23 protein-coding genes are annotated in these 18,146 nt (G+C 67.6%); 7 read left to right on the forward strand and 16 right to left on the reverse strand.

Features of this window, described 5'->3' with window-relative positions:
• The 5 genes from LRM18_RS19995 to LRM18_RS20015 form a co-directional block, all read right to left on the reverse strand.
• Positions 1-415 (reverse strand): hypothetical protein (locus LRM18_RS19995; RefSeq protein WP_270955356.1); only part of this gene is annotated, 415 nt, incomplete at its 3' end.
• 46 nt (positions 416-461) lie between these two features.
• A complete protein-coding gene (gene minE / locus LRM18_RS20000; RefSeq protein ID WP_005408532.1) occupies positions 462-722 on the reverse strand; it encodes a cell division topological specificity factor MinE in 261 nt (86 codons plus the stop codon).
• 2 nt (positions 723-724) lie between these two features.
• Positions 725-1,534, reverse strand: coding sequence for a septum site-determining protein MinD (minD, locus tag LRM18_RS20005; protein ID WP_006424120.1), 810 nt, complete (start codon positions 1,532-1,534; stop codon positions 725-727).
• 35 nt (positions 1,535-1,569) lie between these two features.
• Complete coding sequence (gene minC, locus LRM18_RS20010) at positions 1,570-2,415, reverse strand: septum site-determining protein MinC (RefSeq protein WP_064237886.1); 846 nt, start codon at positions 2,413-2,415, stop codon at positions 1,570-1,572.
• Positions 2,361-2,957 carry a GNAT family N-acetyltransferase gene (locus tag LRM18_RS20015; RefSeq protein ID WP_005415684.1) on the reverse strand — a complete coding sequence of 199 codons (597 nt, stop codon included), beginning with the start codon at positions 2,955-2,957 and terminating at the stop codon, positions 2,361-2,363. Before LRM18_RS20015 ends, minC begins: the two co-directional genes overlap by 55 nt.
• A 151-nt stretch (positions 2,958-3,108) precedes the next feature.
• Here LRM18_RS20015 and LRM18_RS20020 point away from each other — a divergent pair, with 151 nt between their 5' ends.
• The 4 genes from LRM18_RS20020 to LRM18_RS20035 all read left to right on the forward strand — a co-directional run bounded on the left by LRM18_RS20020 (position 3,109) and on the right by LRM18_RS20035 (position 6,730).
• Positions 3,109-4,305 carry a sensor histidine kinase gene (locus LRM18_RS20020; RefSeq protein ID WP_049464938.1) on the forward strand — a complete coding sequence of 399 codons (1,197 nt, stop codon included), beginning with the start codon at positions 3,109-3,111 and terminating at the stop codon, positions 4,303-4,305.
• The gene (locus LRM18_RS20025) at positions 4,305-4,946 is read left to right on the forward strand and encodes a response regulator transcription factor (RefSeq protein ID WP_006424175.1); all 642 of its coding nucleotides are present in this window, start codon (positions 4,305-4,307) and stop codon (positions 4,944-4,946) included. The genes LRM18_RS20020 and LRM18_RS20025 overlap by 1 nt, the downstream gene beginning before the upstream one ends.
• Positions 4,947-5,180: 234 nt before the next feature.
• Positions 5,181-6,254, forward strand: coding sequence for an SRPBCC family protein (locus tag LRM18_RS20030; protein ID WP_049464936.1), 1,074 nt, complete (start codon positions 5,181-5,183; stop codon positions 6,252-6,254).
• Positions 6,255-6,358: 104 nt separating this feature from the next.
• Complete coding sequence (locus LRM18_RS20035; RefSeq protein ID WP_053506915.1) at positions 6,359-6,730, forward strand: DUF423 domain-containing protein; 372 nt, start codon at positions 6,359-6,361, stop codon at positions 6,728-6,730.
• A gap of 155 nt (positions 6,731-6,885) precedes the next feature.
• Here the strand turns inward: LRM18_RS20035 and LRM18_RS20040 are convergent, their stop codons facing one another.
• From LRM18_RS20040 to LRM18_RS20060, 5 genes are read right to left on the reverse strand one after another with little or no spacing between them, the layout of a single operon-like run.
• On the reverse strand, positions 6,886-7,695 hold the full coding sequence (locus LRM18_RS20040; RefSeq protein ID WP_270955357.1) for a M15 family metallopeptidase: 810 nt from the start codon (positions 7,693-7,695) through the stop codon (positions 6,886-6,888).
• A 9-nt stretch (positions 7,696-7,704) separates the two neighbouring features.
• The gene (locus LRM18_RS20045; protein WP_053507001.1) at positions 7,705-8,298 is read right to left on the reverse strand and encodes a PH domain-containing protein; all 594 of its coding nucleotides are present in this window, start codon (positions 8,296-8,298) and stop codon (positions 7,705-7,707) included.
• 3 nt (positions 8,299-8,301) lie between these two features.
• Positions 8,302-8,481: a DUF4177 domain-containing protein gene (locus tag LRM18_RS20050; protein WP_270955358.1), complete on the reverse strand. Its 180-nt coding sequence runs from the start codon at positions 8,479-8,481 to the stop codon at positions 8,302-8,304.
• A complete protein-coding gene (locus tag LRM18_RS20055) occupies positions 8,478-8,657 on the reverse strand; it encodes a hypothetical protein (protein ID WP_005408543.1) in 180 nt (59 codons plus the stop codon). The genes LRM18_RS20050 and LRM18_RS20055 overlap by 4 nt, the downstream gene beginning before the upstream one ends.
• A gap of 45 nt (positions 8,658-8,702) precedes the next feature.
• The gene (locus LRM18_RS20060) at positions 8,703-9,584 is read right to left on the reverse strand and encodes an SPFH domain-containing protein (RefSeq protein WP_064237890.1); all 882 of its coding nucleotides are present in this window, start codon (positions 9,582-9,584) and stop codon (positions 8,703-8,705) included.
• Positions 9,585-9,720: 136 nt separating this feature from the next.
• Here LRM18_RS20060 and purT point away from each other — a divergent pair, with 136 nt between their 5' ends.
• Positions 9,721-10,908, forward strand: a complete 1,188-nt coding sequence (gene purT / locus LRM18_RS20065) for a formate-dependent phosphoribosylglycinamide formyltransferase (protein ID WP_270955359.1) — start codon at positions 9,721-9,723, stop codon at positions 10,906-10,908.
• Positions 10,909-11,021: 113 nt separating this feature from the next.
• Here the strand turns inward: purT and LRM18_RS20070 are convergent, their stop codons facing one another.
• Both LRM18_RS20070 and LRM18_RS20075 read right to left on the reverse strand, forming a co-directional pair.
• Entirely contained in the window at positions 11,022-12,236 is a 1,215-nt protein-coding gene (locus tag LRM18_RS20070; protein WP_053462453.1) for an endonuclease/exonuclease/phosphatase family protein, read from the reverse strand.
• A 38-nt stretch (positions 12,237-12,274) separates the two neighbouring features.
• Positions 12,275-13,030, reverse strand: a complete 756-nt coding sequence (locus tag LRM18_RS20075; RefSeq protein WP_005408547.1) for an arginyltransferase — start codon at positions 13,028-13,030, stop codon at positions 12,275-12,277.
• A gap of 156 nt (positions 13,031-13,186) precedes the next feature.
• Here LRM18_RS20075 and LRM18_RS20080 point away from each other — a divergent pair, with 156 nt between their 5' ends.
• Positions 13,187-13,747 (forward strand): EF-hand domain-containing protein, encoded by a 561-nt coding sequence (locus LRM18_RS20080; RefSeq protein WP_270955360.1) that lies wholly within the window; start codon positions 13,187-13,189, stop codon positions 13,745-13,747.
• 51 nt (positions 13,748-13,798) lie between these two features.
• On the opposite strand, the gene LRM18_RS20085 is transcribed toward LRM18_RS20080, so the two are convergent.
• From LRM18_RS20085 to LRM18_RS20100, 4 genes are all read right to left on the reverse strand, one after another.
• Positions 13,799-15,016 carry a sigma-70 family RNA polymerase sigma factor gene (locus LRM18_RS20085; RefSeq protein WP_150827360.1) on the reverse strand — a complete coding sequence of 406 codons (1,218 nt, stop codon included), beginning with the start codon at positions 15,014-15,016 and terminating at the stop codon, positions 13,799-13,801.
• Between the two features lie 208 nt (positions 15,017-15,224).
• On the reverse strand, positions 15,225-15,728 hold the full coding sequence (locus LRM18_RS20090) for a pathogenicity-like protein (RefSeq protein ID WP_049469051.1): 504 nt from the start codon (positions 15,726-15,728) through the stop codon (positions 15,225-15,227).
• Positions 15,729-15,732: 4 nt separating this feature from the next.
• A complete protein-coding gene (gene tesB, locus LRM18_RS20095) occupies positions 15,733-16,632 on the reverse strand; it encodes an acyl-CoA thioesterase II (protein ID WP_032953622.1) in 900 nt (299 codons plus the stop codon).
• 151 nt (positions 16,633-16,783) lie between these two features.
• Complete coding sequence (locus LRM18_RS20100; protein WP_164688184.1) at positions 16,784-17,560, reverse strand: enoyl-CoA hydratase/isomerase family protein; 777 nt, start codon at positions 17,558-17,560, stop codon at positions 16,784-16,786.
• Positions 17,561-17,594: 34 nt separating this feature from the next.
• Between LRM18_RS20100 and LRM18_RS20105 the strand changes: the two genes are divergently transcribed.
• Complete coding sequence (locus LRM18_RS20105) at positions 17,595-18,041, forward strand: copper chaperone PCu(A)C (RefSeq protein ID WP_270955361.1); 447 nt, start codon at positions 17,595-17,597, stop codon at positions 18,039-18,041.
• Positions 18,042-18,146 lie beyond the last annotated feature (105 nt).

Consider the following 18,146-nt stretch of genomic DNA (forward strand, 5'->3'; position numbering starts at 1 on the left):
ACGCTTTCGTAGACCCCAGCCGATACGTATACCCCCAGGCATCCATGTCGGCCATCAGCCGCTGGCTGCCGACGCCGGGCAGCTGCCCGGCCAGTACGATCTGCAGGTAGCAGGTGGCGTCTTCCTCGGCCACCGAGTCGGTGGCGTCGGTATGCACCTGCGCCCGCCGCTCCGGCGGCAGCACGATCAGGTGGCAGGCCTCGTGCAGCATCGAGTGCACGGGCGTGTCGTCGCGCACGTACACGTTGCTGGCGATGATGCCGGCCTCGGGTTCGCCCCAGTAGCTGCCGGGAATCGGCTCGCCGTCGGCCACGTGGTGCAGCCGCAGGCCATGCGCGGCGAGCAGGCACTGCGCATCGGCGAAGGCGATGTCGCCCACGCAGGTGATGTCCACGGCGGTTGTCGTATCGGTCATGCGGGTCAGGCAGCCCCGCCCATGCAGGCACGGGCGGGGCAGGGGATCAGGGTTTGTCCGGGCCTTCCGGCAGCGCCACGGAGATGTCCAGCACATCGTGCTGGCCATCCTTCACCAGGTCGACCTTCACCGCATCGACGTCGATGTTCACGTACTTCTTGATCACTTCCAGCAGCTCGCGCTGCAGCAGCGGCAGGTAGTCCGGGCCACCACGGTGGCTGCGTTCCTGCGCGATGATGATCTGCAGGCGGTTCTTGGCGGTTTCGGCGGTGGTCTTCTTCGCTTTGAGGAAATCAAACAGGCCCATGCTTACCCTCCGAACAGCTTGCTGAAGAAGCCCTTCTTCTCGACGTTGGTGAAGCGCATCGGGCGTTCTTCGCCGAGGATGCGCGCGACGGCGTCTTCATAGGCCTGGCCGGCAGCGGATTCGACATCCAGGATGACCGGCTCGCCCTTGTTGGAAGCGTTGAGCACGTCGCCCGATTCGGGGATCACGCCGATCGCCTTCAGGCCGAGCACTTCCTCGACGTCGGCGATGCTCAGCATCTCGCCGCTTTCCACGCGCACCGGGGTGTAGCGGGTCAGCAGCAGGAAGGCCGGCACGTCCTGGCCGGATTCGGCCTTGTGGGTCTTCGAATCGAGCAGGCCGATGATGCGGTCGGAGTCGCGCACCGACGACACTTCCGGGTTCACCACCACCACCGCGCGGTCGGCGAAGTACATCGCCAGGAAGGCGCCCTTCTCGATGCCGGCCGGCGAGTCGCAGATGATGTAGTCGAAGCCATCGGCGGCCAGGTCCTTCAGCACCTTGCCCACGCCTTCCTGGGTCAGTGCGTCCTTGTCGCGGGTCTGCGAGGCAGCCAGCACGTACAGGTTGTCGAAGCGCTTGTCCTTGATCAGGGCCTGCTTGAGGGTCGCTTCGCCGTGCACGACGTTGACGAAGTCGTACACCACGCGGCGTTCGCAGCCCATGATCAGGTCGAGGTTGCGCAGGCCGACGTCGAAGTCGATCACGGCCACCTTCTTGCCGCGCCGCGCCAGGCCGCAGGCCAGGCTCGCGCTGGAAGTGGTCTTGCCGACGCCGCCCTTGCCGGAGGTGACTACGATGATTTCAGCCAAAGGACTTCTCCTGATGATTCTGTTTGGGTGCTGCGTCAGTCCAGCGCAGCGATCTTGATCTGGTCCTGTTCCAGCCACACCTGCACGGCCTTGCCGCGCAGGTTGTCCGGGACATCGTCCAGTACCTTGTAATGGCCTGCAATGGCGACCAGTTCCGCATGGAAATCACGGCAGAAAATACGTGCCGCGGTGTTGCCCTGGGCCCCTGCCAGCGCGCGGCCGCGCAGGGTCCCGTAGATATGGATGCTGCCATCGGCGATGACCTCGGCGCCGGCGCCGACGGTGGCCATCACGGTCAGGTCGCAGTTTTCCGCGTACAGCTGCTGGCCCGAACGCACGTTGCCCAGCTGCATGCGGCCCGGCTGCGGCGCGGCGGCGTCGGCCACCTTGGCCACCGGCGCTGCCGGGGCCGGCTTCGGCTCGGCACGGGCTGCCCGGCGCGGTTCCGGTGCGGGCGGCGGCGGGGCCTGCTCGGCGTCGGCACGCTCGTACTGCGCGCGGAACTTGGCGAGCAACGGCAGGCCGAGCTGCTGCGAGAGCAGGTCGATCGCGCTGGTGCCATAGGCCAGCGCCACCGGCAGCACGCCGGCGCTGCGCAGGCCGTCGACCAGCGCCTGCGCGGTGGCCACGTCCGGCACCTGGCTCAGGCCGCCGAAGTCGAGGATCACCGCGGCGCGGCCGAACAGCTTCGGGGCGCGGGTCACGCGCTCGCGCATTTCCTGCACGAGGCGCTCGACGTCAAGGGTACGGATGCGCAGGTTGGCGATGCCCACCTGGCCGATCTTCAGTTCACCGGCCTGTTCGTAATCGAAATTCACCGCCACGCTCAGGTCCCCGTCGGCCGCTGTGCCTGCGCCGGCAGTTGCCGGGCGCGTGTCCATGCCACATCCGGCAGCTTGCCGCCGTAGGTCTCCTTGACCCAGGGGTAGCTGCACAGTTCCTTGGCCAGCATGCTGGCGCGCACATCGACCTGCGGCATGGTGTTCTGGCCCAGCTCGCGGAAGCCGAAGCTGCCGTGGAAGAGCAGGGCGGCATCGGCGCCATGGTCGAGGAAGACTTCGCAGGTCATCTGCGGGTAGCGCAGCTCGGCGAAGCTCTGCGCGTCGGCGTAGAACGCACGGCCGACACCACCGCCACGGCGGCGGCTGGCGACCACGATGCGGTCGATGTAGAAGAACGGGGTGTCCAGCTGCTGCTTGAACCAGGCGAAATTGCTGCTGTCGTGCTGGCTGTCGCTGCCGAAGCCGATCAGGAAGCCGGCCAGGTTGCCGTCGCGCTCGGCGACGCGGAAATACTCAGCGGTCTCATAGAACAGGCGCAGGCGTGCCGCATCCAGGGGAAGGATGGCCAGGCCAGCGTTGTTGTTCAAAGCCAGGACGGAATCGAGCTCGTGCTCGCGCACGTCGCGGATGACAATCGACATTGTGACTCCGTGGGGTAACGCGGTTGGTCCATCAAGGGACCCTGCGCACGATTATTGCATGCCCGGGGTGGGCTGCGGCATGAACAGGCGACCGGGCAGGCATGACTTCCGTGGGAGTGCGCGAGGCAGCCCGGGCCCGTAGAGTGCTGGCATGTTGGGAGTCCTCAGCCATACCCGCGTCCTCCGTCTGGCCGGCCTGTTCACCTGGGTCATGGTCGGCCTGCCGCTGGCCTACTCGCAGTTCGAGAACCTGCACAGCCGCAGCGACATGGGCGGCTGGGCGATCCTGCTGTTCGTCGCCTACCTGTCTTTCGGCACCGCCTATTACTGGCTCACCCGCATCCTGCGCAGCGACAGCCATACCAGCTGGCTGGACCGTGGCCTGCTGCTGCTGCTGACGATCTCGGCGCTGGGGGTCAGCTTCCTCAGCGGCTCGGGCCTGGGCAGCATCCTGATGATGGTGGCCGCCGGGGTCATCCCGTGGATGCTGTCGGTGCGGTTGGGAGTGCTGTGGCTGCTGGTCAGCCAGCTGGCGGTCGCGCCGGTCTATTACATGCTGCTGCGCTTCCCGCTGTTCGAAGCAGTGATGCAGTCGCTGCTGTATGGCGGCTTTTCCATGTTCATCTTCGTGACCAGCCTGGTCGCGCGACAGCAGACCGAGGCCCGCGACGAGCAGCGCCGGCTCAATTCGGAGCTGCGCGCCACCCGGGCCCTGCTGGCCGAGAGTGCGCGGGTCAACGAGCGCACCCGCATTTCGCGCGAGCTGCATGACCTGCTCGGCCACCAGCTGACCGCGCTGACCCTGAACCTGGAGGTGGCCGGCCACCTGGCCGAGGGCCAGGCGCTGGACCACGTCAAGCGCTCGCATGCACTGGCCAAGCTGCTGCTGGGCAACGTGCGCGAAGTGGTCAGCCAGCTGCGCGAGACCGGCGCCATCGACCTGGCTGCGGCGCTGCGCCCGCTGACCGAGAACGTGCCCTCGCTGGACATCCAGCTGGACATCGAGGATCCGCTGAACGTGGAGGACCCGCAGCGGGCCCACGTGCTGCTGCGCTGCACCCAGGAGATCATCACCAACGCGGTGCGCCATGCCAGTGCCCGCCACCTGTGGATCAAGGTGTACCGTGAAGCCCCCGACCGGGTGGTGGTGGAGGCCCGCGACGACGGCGTCGGCGCGGATATGGTCAACGTGGGCAATGGCTTGCGCGGCATGCGCGAGCGCCTGCAACAATGTGGCGGCCAGCTGCAGATCGAGACCCGCCCCGGTGAAGGCTTCCGGCTGCGGGCAACGGTGCCGGCAACGGTGCTGGTGGCCGCCCTTACCAAGGTTCCTGAAGGAGTGCGTTGATGATTCGCGTCTGCCTGGTCGACGACCAAACCCTGGTGCGGCAGGGAATCCGCTCCCTGCTGGCGCTCGACGACGGCATCGAGGTGGTGGCCGAGGCCGGCGACGGCCGGCAGGCGGTCGAGCTGATACCGCAGGTGCGCCCCGACGTGGTGCTGATGGACATGCGCATGCCGGTGATGTCGGGCCTGGAGGCCCTGCAGGTGCTGTCGCGGCAGGAACAGCTGCCGCCGACCATCATCCTCACCACGTTCGACGATGACCAGCTGGTGCTGGCCGGGCTCAAGGCCGGTGCCAAGGGCTACCTGCTCAAGGATGTCACCCTGGCGCAGCTGGTCGGTGCCATCCGCACCGTGGCCGATGGCGGTTCGCTGGTGCAGCCGGCGGTGACCCAGCGGCTGCTCTCCGGCCTGGAGCACATGCGCAACGAGTTCGTCAGCCTGGACCGCCCGGACCCGCTGACCGACCGTGAGACCGAGATCCTGCGGCTGATGGCCAGTGGCTTCTCCAACAAGGAAATCGCCAACTCGCTGGGCGTGGCCGAGGGCACCATCAAGAACCACGTCTCCAACATCCTCTCCAAGCTGGGCGTGCGCGACCGTACGCGGGCCGTACTGAAGGCGTTTGAACTCCAGTTGGTCTGAGAAAATTCCTTTTGGTACAAGGACTTGGGTGGCGCCCAGGGGTTCCCGCCAAGGTTGCCCCCTACTTGCCGGGCAGCGGTATGCGTTACCCTTCGAATTCTTTGTCCATACAAATACGCAGCCGGCACGGAAACCGGTGCGCCAATCCCGATAAACAATGCCCGCGAAGCCTGCTAGGATTGGCGCTTCGCTTCAATCAACCCGGCCGTGGGATCGGCCCCGGAGACTCTCTGAATGACCCGTATTATCGAGTTCCTGATCGCCTTGGGGATCGTGGCTGGCCTGTTCGTCATCATTGGCGTATGTCTGCCGGGCGAGCGTCACATCACCGAAAGCATCGAGACCAACCGCAAGATGACGATCGTGTACGACACGGTCAGCAGCCTGCGCCGCTTCAAGGACTGGAACCCGCTGGTACTGCGCGATCCCGCCGTTGAACTGAAGCTGTCCGGCCCGGCGTCCGGTACCGGTGCCACCCTCGACTTCAACTCCAAGGACCTGGGTACCGGTTCCTGGAAGATCACCGAAGCCGAAGAGAACAAGCGTGTTGTGATCGCCATCGAAGACGCCACCAAGGGTCACGACAAGGTCACCACCTTCAACCTGGAGCCGACCGGCAAGGGTGGTCGCAACGTCAAGATCACCCAGGACTACTCGGTGAAGTACGGCTTCGACCTGTTCGGCCGTTACGCCGGCCTGTATGTCAGCCGCCAGATCGGCGATGACATCAAGCTGGGCCTGTCGCGCATCGCCAACATGCTCGCCAGCGTTCCGAACGTCGACTACCGCACTCCGGAAGCCCCGCTGACCGACCTGGCCATCGTGGAAGTGCCGGCCGAGAACCTGCTGGTGGTCAACGCTGGTAACGTGGACCGCGGCCAGGATTCCATCACCAAGTCGATCAAGGACAACCAGGAGTGGATCAAGCGCGTGATGGAGGCTAATGGCCTTGAAGCCGCCGGTCCGTTCCGCATCATCACCACCGACTTCGGCCAGGAGAAGTACGCCTTCGACATCGCCCAGCCGGTGAAGAAGAAGGGTGCTGAAGGTGCTGCTGCCGACGAGCTGACCGTCAAGATCGACGGCGGCGCACCGGTCAAGTACGTGCACGTTGCTCCGCACCGTTCGGCGCATGCGGCCTACACCGGCCACATGGCAGGCCTGGACGTGGCCCGCAACGGCCTGCGTGCCTGGGCCGTGACTTCGGGCAACGAAGTCATCGACCGCCCGTACGAAACCTGGAAGGACGGCATCGACAAGTCGTTCACCCCTGAAGGTACCTACGACATCTACTGGGCCGTCAAGTAAGCCTCGGCTGTCCCATGTAGTGTTGGACACGAAAACGCGCCGCTGACTGCGGCGCGTTTTTTTTTATTCCGCACCCGGTGAGGGGTGCTGCGCAAGGAGCCTTCATGTTCAACCTTGAACGTCGCGCGCGTAAGCCGTCCCTGCTGGCCTGCGTGGGTGCGCTGCTGGCCGCTGCCTCGATCGGCCTGTCTGCCTACGCATCGCACGGCGTAGCCGACCCGCTGGCGCAGCAGCACCTGAACCTGGCAGCGCTGTATGCGTTCGCGCATGGCGCGGTGCTGGTGGCGCTGGGGCCGCGCGCGCAGGGAGCGATCGCGCACCTGGCGCTGTACGTGCTGCTGCTGGGCGTGCTGCTGTTTTCCGGCAGTCTGGTGGGCGGGGCGTTGTGGCAGTGGCCGACGCGGATGGCGCCGATCGGCGGCACCAGCATGATGGCCGGCTGGGTGTTGCTGGCGATCAACGCGTTGAGGCGGTGAGGGCAATCCGGGGTGCAGCCGAGCATGGCCCGGCACTACATGGGGGCGTTGCGCGGCAGCGGCTGTAGGGCCGAGCCATGCTCGGCTTCGAGCGAAGCGGTCCGCTTTTGTCTCTGCTCTCTCGTTCCATTCCGCGTGCGGGCGCCACGCGGGGCTCAGCCGTTGGCCGGTCTCCAGCACCAGTGCCAGGGTTCGTAGACGATGCCGTGCGGGTTGTCACGCGGGTAGCTCAGATGGAAGCCATGCCTGCCGGCATGGGCCTGCAGCCAGGCGAACGCGTCGGTGGCTTCAAATGATTCTTCGGCCGGTGCATCGCCCGGTGTGCCGATGTCCAGCGCGTGGCCGCTGTGGTGTTCGCTGAACCCCGGTGCGGCATTGACCTTCAGGATCTCCGCCACGCTCAGCCCGCGTGCCAGCTTCCGCTCGAAGATGCCCAACTGGTAGGCATGGCTGCGGAAGCCGGAGATTGCGTCGAGCGCGATGCCCTCCCGTGCTGCGTGCAGGCGCATCCGCCGCCATCCCTGCGCGGCGCCGCGGCGCAGCCACAGCGGGCGGCCGAACCGGTCACGGCCGGCGAAGTTCAGCAGGCACGGTTCGGGCTCCAATGGCAGGCCGCTGTCGTCGGCATAGCGCTGGGCATCCAGGCCCAGCTGCTGCAGGCGTTGCTGCAGGCCCGCCAGTGGCAACCACTGATCCTGCAGCGCAGCGCCGAACGGCCGCGCCGCCGCTGCATCGAGCAGCGCCAGAGCCTCCTCGACCCCGGGTTCGCGCGGCAGGCGCGGTACCAGCGAGTGCACGCCATGCGTCGTCACCGCCGCCAGGTAGCGGCCATCGCGCTTGCGCCGCAGCACCCACTGTGCCTGCGACAGCAGGCGGGCATCCAGGGTGCTGCGTGCGCGCAGCAGGTGGGAGGGCCACAGCTCGATGGCCTCGGTATTGATCAGCAGGGGCGCGCGTCGTTGCATCGCCGCAGCTTACTGCCGCGGCGCCGGTGCGGCCACCTTGCGCAGTGCGTCCAGCAGTACCTGCGGCCGGTCCAGGCTGAGCAGCAGCGCGCTGCCGTCGCGTACCGGCAGCACCAGAACGCGGCTGCGGTCGGTGACCAGGGCAAAGCCCTTGCCGCCGCCCTGCAGGCGGAAGTGCCCGGAGTAGAAGCCCGGCATCGCATAGCCGTTGGTCTTGAAGCGGATGCCATAGCGGCGGTCGCGGCCAAGATCGACCACCTCGGCCTGGTCCAGCCGCAACTGCGTCACCGGAATACGGCGGCGGTACATCGTCGAGCGCACGTCCAGCACGTCGTCGGCCAGTTCCACCCGGCGGCGGAAGAACGCCGCGCCCAGCCCGACGCCGAGCGCTGCAATGACCAGCAGGCTCCAGGCGGCGCTGCCGCCCATCCGGAACCAGGGCGGCGACAGCGTCACTTCAATCCAGGGTGCCGTCGCCGGTGCCTTGTACAGCTGCGCATACAGGCAGGCCACGAAGGCGGCGAGCAGGGGCAGCACGATCCACAGCACGCGCAACGGCGAGCTTTCGGCCACCTCGTACTGCTTCGGATCGCTGGCACTCATGGTTCAGGCCTGCTTCTTGAACACCAGCATCGCCGGGCGCATCGGTGCCGGGATGATGATGTTGACCAGTTCCCAGCTCAGCTGGCCCTGGCGGGTCAGCTCGGCCTGGACGTCCTCGGCCTTGAGGACGCCCATCATGGATGTCTTGACCTCGATGGTCTGGTAGCTCCAGCGCGTGCTCATTCCTTGTCCTCCGGCGATGGCGTGGGTTTTGGCAGGCGTCCTGCCTTGCGCAGGGCGTCGCGCAGCACGTATTCGATCTGCGCGTTGAGGCTGCGCAGCTCGTCGTCAGCCCAGCGCTGCGCGGCGGCCAGGACCTCGGCGTTGATGCGCAGCGGATAGGCTTTCTTCTCACTCATGAAAACTCCTGGCGGGGCGGTGGGGCGCCCCGTTGCGAGGGTGGTTCAGTACAGCGAACCGGCGTTGACGATCGGTTGGGTGCCGCGGTCCGAGCACAGCACGGTCAGCAGGTTGCTGACCATGTGCGCCTTGCGTTCCTCGTCCAGCTCAACCACGCCGTTCTTCTGCAGTTCGGCCAGGGCCATTTCGACCATGCCCACCGCACCGGCCACGATGCGCGTGCGCGCGGCGATCACCGCGTTGGCCTGTTGCCGCTGCAGCATCGCCTGGGCGATTTCGGCGGCGTAGGCCAGGTGGCTGATGCGCGCATCGATCACCTGCACGCCCGCATCGGCCAGGCGCTCGGCCAGTTCGTTCTTCAGGTGCTGGGAGATCTCGCTGGCGTGGCTGCGCAGCGCCAGCTGGCCGTCCTCGTGCTGGTCGTAGGGGTAACTGGTGGCCATCGCGCGCAACGCCGATTCGGACTGGATATGCACGAAGCTCTCGTAGTCGTCCACGTTGTAGACGGCCTCGGAGGCGTCGACCACCTGCCAGACGATCACCGCGGCGATCTCGATCGGGCTGCCATCGAGCTCGTTGACCTTCAGCTTGCCACTCTCGAAGTTGCGCACGCGCTGGCTGACCCGGCGCTTGGCATAGAAGGGGTTGTTCCAGCGCAGGCCGTTGTCCTTCACGGTACCCACGTACTTGCCGAACAGGCTCAGTACCGCGGCCTGGTTGGGCTGGACGGTGTACAGGCCGGCCAGGATGAATACGCCCAAGACCCCCAGCAGCGCACCCAGCAGCATCAGCAGCAGGTTGGGCGAGCCGGTGCTGGCCTTGGCGGCCACGCCCAGTACGAACAGGGCAGCGCCGGCGAGGGCGACGAGCAGGGCACCGGCCAGCGTGCCGAGGCCGTTGAGGGAGGCAAGCGACTTCTCTTTCATGGCGGTACGTCCTTGAGGATTCGATTAAAGATATCAAAGTGATATCACATTTGGGCAACCGTTCGTCGGACGCCCTGCCCGGGGTGCCCGGCCAGCTAGAATGCCCCTCCGCCTTCACACCGTTGCTGGAACCGCCATGGCCAAGCTTGGAACTCCGTTGTCCCCCTCCGCCACCCGCGTGCTGCTGCTGGGCTCGGGCGAACTCGGCAAGGAGGTGGCCATCGAGCTGCAGCGGCTGGGCGTGGAGGTGATCGCCGCCGATCGCTATGCCGATGCCCCGGCCATGCAGGTCGCGCACCGTTCGCACGTGATCGACATGCTCGATGCCATGGCGCTGCGTGCGCTGATCGCCCAGGAGCAGCCGCACTTGGTGGTGCCGGAGATCGAGGCCATCCATACCGAGACCCTGGTCCAGCTGGAGCAGGAGCAGGGCCTGCGGGTGATCCCGACTGCGCGCGCCGCACGCCTGACCATGGATCGCGAAGGCATCCGCCGCCTGGCCGCCGAAACCCTGGGCCTGCCGACCTCGCCGTACCGCTTCGTCGATACCGAGGCCGAGTACCGTGCTGCCGTGGCCGCCATCGGCCTGCCGTGCGTGGTCAAGCCGGTCATGTCGTCCTCGGGCAAGGGCCAGAGCACCCTGCGCAGCGAAGCGGACATCGCCCCGGCGTGGGAGTACGCACAGACCGGTGGCCGCGCCGGCGCCGGCCGCTGCATCGTCGAGGGTTTCATCGACTTCGATTACGAGATCACCCTGCTGACCGTGCGCCACGCCGGTGGCACCTCGTTCTGCGCGCCGATCGGCCATCTGCAGAAGGACGGCGACTACCGCGAAAGCTGGCAGCCGCAGCCGATGTCGAGCGCGGCGCTGGCGCGTGCCGAAGAGATCTCGCGTGCGATCACCGACGACCTCGGCGGCTGGGGCCTGTTCGGTGTCGAGCTGTTCGTGAAGGGTGATGAGGTGTGGTTCAGCGAAGTGTCGCCGCGCCCGCACGACACCGGCCTGGTGACGCTGGTATCGCAGGAGCTGAGCGAGTTCGCGCTGCACGCGCGCGCCATCCTTGGCCTGCCGGTTCCGGTGATCCGCCAGAGCGGCCCGTCGGCCTCGTGCGCGCTGTTGGCACACGGCGAGGGCGTGCCGTACTTCAACAACGTCGCCGCCGCACTGCAGGTGCCGGACACCGCCGTGCGGCTTTTCGGCAAGCCGAGCGTGCATGGCCACCGCCGCGTCGGCGTGACCCTGGCGCGCGCGGCAACCATCGACGAAGCACGCGCCATCGCGCTTGATGCCGCCGACGCCATCGGCGTCGAACTGCGGCCGTAAACCAAAAAAGGGGACGGAGGGGATTAAGTCGTTTGTGCCACAAACGACTTAATCCCCTCCGTCCCCTTTTTTCACCGTGCAGTCGACCAACAGTCGACTCTACCCAGTCGACGCTACCGTACGTCCACCCACACCAGGTGGTGGTCGCTGCCGTCGGCGATCTTCGCTTCCGGGCTCTCATTGGCCGGCCAGAAGATGCCGCTGCCCACGTACTCGAAACCGGTCGAGGGCAGCACGTAGTCCAGGCGCATGGTGCCGGACTTCGGGCCGAAGTCGCCGGTGGCGTGGAACGGTGCGCCCTTGCGCTCGATGCCCTTGGCCGCATAGGCCAGGCTGGTCTGCTCGCCGCCGACGCTGCGCGGGGTGGGGTAGCGCAGCACGCGGGCGTTCTCGATCAGTTCGACGATCGCCTCATGGCGGCCATCGCCATCGGCCGGGTCATTGTTGAGGTCGCCGAGGATCACAAAGCGCGCATCCTGCGCCAGGCCGCCGCACTGGCCCTTGTCGTCGCACAGCCAGGGCTTGTCACCCTTGGACAGGTATTCCTGCCACAGGCGCAGTTCGTCATGGTTGCGCGCCGCGTTGCGCTTTTCCGGGCCATCGAACACCGGCGGGGTCGGGTGCGAAACCAGCGCGTGCACCACGCCGGCCGGGGTCTTCACCGGCACGTCCCAATGCGACTTCGACGACAGCCGCAGCTGCGACCACACATGATCGTTGTAGAAGCTCTGGCCGGTACGCGGGTCGACCGGGCGGATCGCACCGGGCATCGCGCTCCACTTCAGCAGCTGGAAGCTGCGCACCTTGGCTTCATCGATCGGATAGCGCGACAGTACCAGCATGCCGTACTGGCCCGGGTGCAGGCCGTAGCCCCACGCGTCATTGCCACGGCTGCGGCCTTCGCCGCCGACCACGCCGTTGTTGTCCAGGTCCAGGCCGCTGGGCACGCCGGTGTTGACCGGGGCCAGGTAGCGGTAGGCGAAATGCAGCGGCTTGCCGCCACCGGGCTGGGCCACTTCCAGGTAGCGCTTCTGGAACAGGTCGGCGGCGCGATGGGCATCGTCGAAGTCGAACTCGTTCAGCAGCACCAGGTCCGGGCGCACCTGCTGCAGCACCGCGGCGATCTTGCGCGCGTGCTCGCTATCGCCTTCCAGCTCCTTGATCAGGCCGCCGGCGTCATCGGAGTACAGCGAGGTGTTGTAGGTGGCCAGGCGCAGCGCTGCGGACGGCTTTTCGGTCATCGCGGGGGACGTGGCGAAGGCAGGGGCGGTGGCGCCGCAGAGCAGGGCCAGGGCGAGGATCAGGGGATGGCGGCGGGTCATGTTCATGGGCCGTATTGTGCACCCGGCCCGGTGTCAGCGGTTTGTCAGCGCCCGTCCAGATCATTGTCGAAATCGTGCCAGCGGCGGCCGTCATACGCCTCCAGCGGATGGAAGCGGCGCTTGTAGTCCATCTTCTGGTGGCCGCGGATCCAGTAGCCCAGATACACGTGCGGCAGCCCCTCGCGGCGTGCCCATTCGATCTGCTGCAGGATCGCGAAGGTGCCCAGCCCGCGCGCGGCGTGGTCCGGGTCGAAGAAGGTGTAGACCGCCGACAGCCCGTGCTCGGTGACGTCGGTCACCGCCACCCCCAGCAGCTGGCTGGGCTGGCCGTCGTGGCCGGGTAGGCGCATCTCCATGAAGCGGGTGTGCGACCAGCTGCCGATCAGGAACTGCTCGAACTCGTGCGGGCCGTGGTCGTCCATGCCGCCGTTGGCGTGGCGGTGGGTGAGGTAGCGGTGATACAGCGCGAACAGGTCGTCGCGGGCGGTGGCGGCGGTGATCCGCACCTCCAGGTCGGCATTGCGGGCGGCGCAGCGGCGCTGGCTGCGGTCCGGAGCGAAGCGTGCCACCGGGATCCGCACTGCAACGCAGGCCTGGCAGTGCGCGCAGTGCGGCCGGTAGACCAGGTCGCCACTGCGGCGGAAGCCCCAGCTCAGTGCCAGTGGATAGAGCGCGCCGAGGCGGCGGTCGTTCGGGTCCAGCACCAGGTCGCGTGCCACCCGGTCCGACCAGTACCCGCAAGGGTGCTCGCCGGTCTGGAAAAGTCGCAGTTCGTCGTCTCTGTCGCCATGGATCGCCATGGACACAGCATAGCCCCAGCCCGTCGCAGTGGCGGCGACTGTCCGCCGGATGAACGGAACCGGCAGCGTCGTCAACCGATGTCGCGTCCGGGCGTTGTTGTCCCTCGAGGGTGAAGTGATCACCCCGACGCTGTTCCCATCCCCAGGAGTGACCTCATGATCCGTACCCCCCTGCTGCTGGCCCTGCTGCTGGGCACCTCTGCTTCCGGAATCGCGCTGGCCGCCGACACCCCGGCCGCGCCGGCACCGCGCCCGGCCAAGCTGGACACCAACGGTGACGGCGTCATCGACCGCAGCGAGGCGGCCGCCAACCCGCGCCTGGCAGCGAAGTTCGACGAGCTGGACAAGAACAAGGACGGCAAGCTCTCGCGCGACGAACTGCCGCGCTGGCAGCATGGCCGCCGCGGCCATGGCGGTGAGCGCTGGGCCACGCTGGACGTCAACAAGGACGGTCGCATCAGCCGCGAGGAAGCCAAGGCCGATCCGCGCCTGGCCGCGCGTTTTGACCAGCTTGATCTGAACAAGGATGGCTACCTGGACAAGGCCGACCGCGAGCTGCGCATGAAGCAGCATCGTGATGCCTGGTTCGCTGCCGCCGACACCAACAAGGACGGCCAGCTGAGCAAGGCCGAGTTCGATGCGGCCAAGGGCCCGATGCATGGCGGCCCCCGCCATGGCGGCCCGCGTGACGGTGGCGCACCGGCGCCGCAGCGCTGAGGCTCAACGCAGTGAATGACGACAACGCCGGCAGAGTGCCGGCGTTGTCCGTCATACGTTTCCGCTGCGCATCAGCGCATACACCACCAGACCGATCACGAAGACGTTCGCCCCGATGATGCCGGTGCGCCCGTAGACGGATTCGTATTGCCAGTTGGTTCCGCTGCGGCCGCGCCGCGCCGAATCGCGCGCGATCATGGGGGCCATCAGGCGCTGCAGCGGCACCAGGCACTGGTAGTTCACCGTACCCAGGCCGATGACGAGAATGGCAAGTTGCAGCCACAGCGGCACCTGCAGCATCAGCGAGACCAGCAGGCTGGTGCAGACGACCATCGCAGTGAACGTATTGAGGTGCACGAACCGTCGCACGGCCGCCCGCTCCTGCGGGGTGTCTGCGAAGCGCAGCAGGAAGCGGCCCCCCAGATAGCTGCCGATGATGCCACCGACGACGCCCCCGGCAACGGCGGCCCAGTTGCTGGCGGGTATCAGGTGCAGCTGGCTGGCGGCGGCCGTCAGTGAACCCATGGCTGCGCCGCCTGCGGCACTGACGCCGCCCAGGCCCAGCTTGCTGCCGCCCACGCCGACGCCGGTGCCGAGCAGGATCGCGGCACTGGCGGTGCCGGGTGCGGCCACCAGGACCATCGACACCACCGCGGTGGCGAATGCAGCGCTCGGCGCGCTGCTGCGTGCGAACTCACCGAAGCGCTGCAGCAGGCCGTCGCGGACCAGGGCGCGGGCGCGCGACAGGCGCTTGCGCACGGCTGCGTCGCTGAGCCCGAGCAGGTCGGCCACCTGCTGCGAACGCTGGCCTTCGCGGTAGTACAGGAGCAGCACTTCGCGGCTGTCGGCGGGCAGCGCCGAGATGATGTCCTCGGCGGCGATCTCTTCCTCCACCCGCTGCAGGCGGTCGGCGGCACCCGGGGCCGGGTCGGCAGCCATGCCCATCGCCACCTCGGCCGCCTCGCCGGTCAGCGGTCGGCCACGCTGGGCACGCAGCCAGTCGCGGGCCAGGTTGCGGGTGATCTGCCGCAGCCAGGGCAGGAAGCTGGTCGAGCTGCGCAGCTGGTGCAGCTGCTGCCAGCCCTTGACGAAGGCTTCCTGTGCGATGTCTTCGCTGGCCTGGCGGTCGCGGGTGATGGCCAGCGCGATGGCGGTGACCGTGTTCTGGCAGGCCAGCACGATGCGGCCGTAGGCATGCTGGCAACCGCTGGCGGCGGCGGGCAGTTCGCGTTCCAGGGTCTGGTCGATCGATGCGGCGAACGTCGTCATGGCGGCGGCTCTCCTGCTGGGATTGTGTCCCATGACGGAGCCGCGCGCGAAGTGTGACCGGCTTTCTGCACGGTCGTGCCGGCCCCCGGCCGGCAACCTCACGACAAAAAAGGGGACGGAGGGGATTAAGTCGTTTGTGCCACAAACGACTTAATCCCCTCCGTCCCCTTTTTGCAGTTGCCGGCCAGCGGCGGGTACGACCCGTGGGTTATTTCGATGGCTGGATGCGGACCCGGACTTCTTCCTCTTCCGGCGCTGCCTGCGGGGCCGGCTGGGCCGGCTGCGTCTGGGGAGCGGGCGCCGGCGCCACCGGGGCCGGGGCGCTGCGGTGGCGCAGGCCGATCACCAGCGCCACACCGGCGATCACTACCAGCAGGGCGATGCGGATGCGCCAGGCCCAGCTGCGGCCGCCGCCGCCCTGTTCCGGGGCATCGCGGAAGGCGAACTCGGCCGTCGGATGGTCGCGGCGGGTGGTGTCGAGCAGGCGTGCCTCGCGCAGGATCTCGCGCGCGCGCGGCTGGTCGTCGGCGCGCACGATCCACACCGCCGGGTAGGCGTTGGCGTTGCCCAGGTCGGTATAGCTGAACTGCCCACGGCGGCGGGTCTTGTAAGAGCGCCCGTTGGTCACCTTGACGTCGATGCCGTGCCCGCGCAGGAGCTCGGCCACGCCTTCGACGGTTTCCACACGCTGGCTGCTGAAGATCTGGCGCATTGGATCACTCCTTGGCCGGCACGGCGGCCGCCGCTGCCTGGTCGGGTACGACGCGGATCAGGCCTTCCTGCGCGGTGCTGGCCACCAGCACGCCGTTGCGGGTGAAGAACTGGCCGCGGGCCAGGCCCCGCGAATCCTGTGCGCTGGGGCTGTCCAGCGAGTACAGCAGCCAGTCGTCGGCACGGAACGGGCGGTGGAACCAGATCGCGTGGTCGAGCGAGGCCATCTGCACGTGCGGGTGGTAGTAGCTGATGCCGTGCGGGAAGGTCGCCGTGCCCAGCAGGTGGAAGTCCGAGGCGTAGGCCAGCAGGGCCTGGTGCAGCTCCGGGGCATCTCCGACCGGCTCGCTCAGGCGCAGCCACACCTGGTGGTAGGGCGGACGCTTGGGCGGGTTCAGTTCGTCGCGTGGATAGACATGGCGGAACTCGAACGGACCTCCACGCGACAGCCAGCGCTGCACCTTGATCGGCAGGCGCTCCAGCACCTCGGCCGGCAGCGGCCGGTTCGGTTCGATGTCCTCGGGCTGCGGCACTTCGGGCATCTTGTGCTGGTGCTCGGCGCCGGTCTCGGCCTGCTGGAACGAGGCCGCGCAGAAGAAGATCACCTTGCCGTGCTGGATCGCGGTGACCCGGCGTACCGAGAAGCTGCCGCCGTCGCGGGTACGGTCCACGTCGTAGACGATCGGGTGGTCGATGTTGCCGGCGCGCAGGAAGTAGGCGTGCAGCGAGTGCACGTGACGGCCGTTGTCGACCGTGGCCTGCGCGGCGGCCAGCGCCTGTCCCAGCACCTGCCCGCCGAACACGTACTTGGTGCCGATGTCGCGGCTCTGCCCGCGGAACAGGTTGTCCTCCAGCCGCTCCAGCGTGAGCAGGTCGATCAGCTCGGAGACGACGGGTTCGGGCATGTCGTTCAAGGGGGCGGCCACAGCAGTGAAAGAGGGCCTGATTATACCGGTCAGGGCGGCGGCCCCATCTTCGGTAGCGCCGGCCGCTGGCCGGCAACCTCATGATCCTCTTGGGGGGCTGCGGATGCCGGCCAGCGGCCGGCACTACCGTTTACTTGCCCAGCCGGGCGACCAGCGCCTGCAGGGCCTTCTGCGCATCCGGGGCGAACCAGGCTTCGACGAAGCGGTCGAGCTGGATCAGGTCCGGGTGCAGCGCTTCGTGCAGGTCAGCGCGGGCAATCGCGCGCGTCAGCAGCATCGGCTGGCGCGGCTGCCCGAGCAGGTTCTGCAGCCAGGCCACGGCACGTGCCACCACCAGGTCACCTTCGGCCAGCTCATCGACCAGGCCGATCTGCAGCGCCTGTTCGGCCGGCACCAACGCGCCGGTGGTCAGCAGCGCGCCGGCGCGGTGCACGCCCACCGCACGGCGCAGCAGGCGCTGGATGCCTTCCGGTGCAATCAGGCCGACCTGCACTTCGTTCAGGCCGATGGCATACGGGCGCGACGGATCGGCGCTGCGCGCCATCACCCGGTAGTCGCAGCACAACGCCAGCACGCAGCCACCCGCCGGGGCGTGGCCGGTGATCGCCGCGACCACCGGAATGCGGCTCTCGGCCAGCGTGCGCACGGCGCCAAAGAAGGCGTTCCAGGTGTCCAGCAGCTTGTGCTTGTCATCGCCATGCGAGAGCAGGTGCGGCACGTCCATGCCGCCGGTGAAGATGCGCTCGCTGCCCGACAGCACGATGCCGTGCGCGTCTTCGGCCATGGCCAGCTCGATGGCATGGATCAACTGCCGGCACAGGTCGGTGTCCAGTGCATTGACCGGTGGCCGCGCCAGGCGCAGTTCGCGGATGGGGCCATGGTTGATCACCTCGATGAGCGTCGTCATGCTGCGGTCTCGTTGCGAAGAAGGAACCTGGGCGATGATAACCAAACCATTCGTTGGCGTACTGTTGGTGCTGTGTGCGGCCGCAGCATCGGCTTCCGCTGCTGAGCCGGCCTGCGTCACGATGGAGCGGGGCTGGGCGCGGCTGCCACCGAATCCCGCGATGCCGATGACCGCCGGCTATGGCGTGATCCACAACGGCTGCAGCAGCGCGGTGGCAATCACCGGCGCGACCATCAGTGGTTTCGGAGATGTGTCGCTGCACGAGACCACGATCGTCGACGGGTTCAGCCGGATGCGGGCCGTTGAACGCCTGCCATTGGCGCCGGGGGCGCGTGCCGAGCTCAAGCCCGGTGGCCTGCACCTGATGTTGATGCAGGGCAAGGGCGCGCTGAAGGAAGGCCAGGCGCTGCCGCTGCGGCTGCAGCTGGAGGGCGGTGCTGAAGCGAACGCGACGTTGACCGTACGCAAGGCCGCGCCGTAGCGGGATGGTAGTGCCGGCCGCTGGCCGGCAGCACGGGCAATGCCGGCCAGCGGCCGGCACTACCAAGGGGCTTACGACCAGTCATACGAGAACAGCACGATGCGG

The organism is Stenotrophomonas sp. PI_27, from assembly GCF_027854495.1.
Taxonomy (GTDB): domain Bacteria; phylum Pseudomonadota; class Gammaproteobacteria; order Xanthomonadales; family Xanthomonadaceae; genus Stenotrophomonas; species Stenotrophomonas pavanii.

Excerpts from the sequence above, each read along its gene's own strand:
- minE (WP_005408532.1), bottom strand. The coding sequence starts at position 722 with ATGGGCCTGTTTGATTTCCTCAAAGCGAAGAAGACCACCGCCGAAACC.
- LRM18_RS20040 (WP_270955357.1), bottom strand. The coding sequence starts at position 7,695 with ATGCAACGACGCGCGCCCCTGCTGATCAATACCGAGGCCATCGAGCTG.
- LRM18_RS20105 (WP_270955361.1), top strand. The coding sequence starts at position 17,595 with ATGATAACCAAACCATTCGTTGGCGTACTGTTGGTGCTGTGTGCGGCC.
- LRM18_RS20035 (WP_053506915.1), top strand. The coding sequence starts at position 6,359 with ATGTTCAACCTTGAACGTCGCGCGCGTAAGCCGTCCCTGCTGGCCTGC.
- LRM18_RS20030 (WP_049464936.1), top strand. The coding sequence starts at position 5,181 with ATGACCCGTATTATCGAGTTCCTGATCGCCTTGGGGATCGTGGCTGGC.
- LRM18_RS20085 (WP_150827360.1), bottom strand. The coding sequence starts at position 15,016 with ATGACGACGTTCGCCGCATCGATCGACCAGACCCTGGAACGCGAACTG.
- minC (WP_064237886.1), bottom strand. The coding sequence starts at position 2,415 with ATGGACACGCGCCCGGCAACTGCCGGCGCAGGCACAGCGGCCGACGGG.
- LRM18_RS20045 (WP_053507001.1), bottom strand. The coding sequence starts at position 8,298 with ATGAGTGCCAGCGATCCGAAGCAGTACGAGGTGGCCGAAAGCTCGCCG.
- LRM18_RS20100 (WP_164688184.1), bottom strand. The coding sequence starts at position 17,560 with ATGACGACGCTCATCGAGGTGATCAACCATGGCCCCATCCGCGAACTG.
- LRM18_RS20075 (WP_005408547.1), bottom strand. The coding sequence starts at position 13,030 with ATGGCGATCCATGGCGACAGAGACGACGAACTGCGACTTTTCCAGACC.
- LRM18_RS20090 (WP_049469051.1), bottom strand. The coding sequence starts at position 15,728 with ATGCGCCAGATCTTCAGCAGCCAGCGTGTGGAAACCGTCGAAGGCGTG.
- LRM18_RS20025 (WP_006424175.1), top strand. The coding sequence starts at position 4,305 with ATGATTCGCGTCTGCCTGGTCGACGACCAAACCCTGGTGCGGCAGGGA.
- LRM18_RS20080 (WP_270955360.1), top strand. The coding sequence starts at position 13,187 with ATGATCCGTACCCCCCTGCTGCTGGCCCTGCTGCTGGGCACCTCTGCT.
- LRM18_RS20020 (WP_049464938.1), top strand. The coding sequence starts at position 3,109 with ATGTTGGGAGTCCTCAGCCATACCCGCGTCCTCCGTCTGGCCGGCCTG.
- purT (WP_270955359.1), top strand. The coding sequence starts at position 9,721 with ATGGCCAAGCTTGGAACTCCGTTGTCCCCCTCCGCCACCCGCGTGCTG.
- LRM18_RS20050 (WP_270955358.1), bottom strand. The coding sequence starts at position 8,481 with ATGAGCACGCGCTGGAGCTACCAGACCATCGAGGTCAAGACATCCATG.
- tesB (WP_032953622.1), bottom strand. The coding sequence starts at position 16,632 with ATGCCCGAACCCGTCGTCTCCGAGCTGATCGACCTGCTCACGCTGGAG.
- LRM18_RS20060 (WP_064237890.1), bottom strand. The coding sequence starts at position 9,584 with ATGAAAGAGAAGTCGCTTGCCTCCCTCAACGGCCTCGGCACGCTGGCC.
- LRM18_RS20015 (WP_005415684.1), bottom strand. The coding sequence starts at position 2,957 with ATGTCGATTGTCATCCGCGACGTGCGCGAGCACGAGCTCGATTCCGTC.
- LRM18_RS20055 (WP_005408543.1), bottom strand. The coding sequence starts at position 8,657 with ATGAGTGAGAAGAAAGCCTATCCGCTGCGCATCAACGCCGAGGTCCTG.
- LRM18_RS20070 (WP_053462453.1), bottom strand. The coding sequence starts at position 12,236 with ATGAACATGACCCGCCGCCATCCCCTGATCCTCGCCCTGGCCCTGCTC.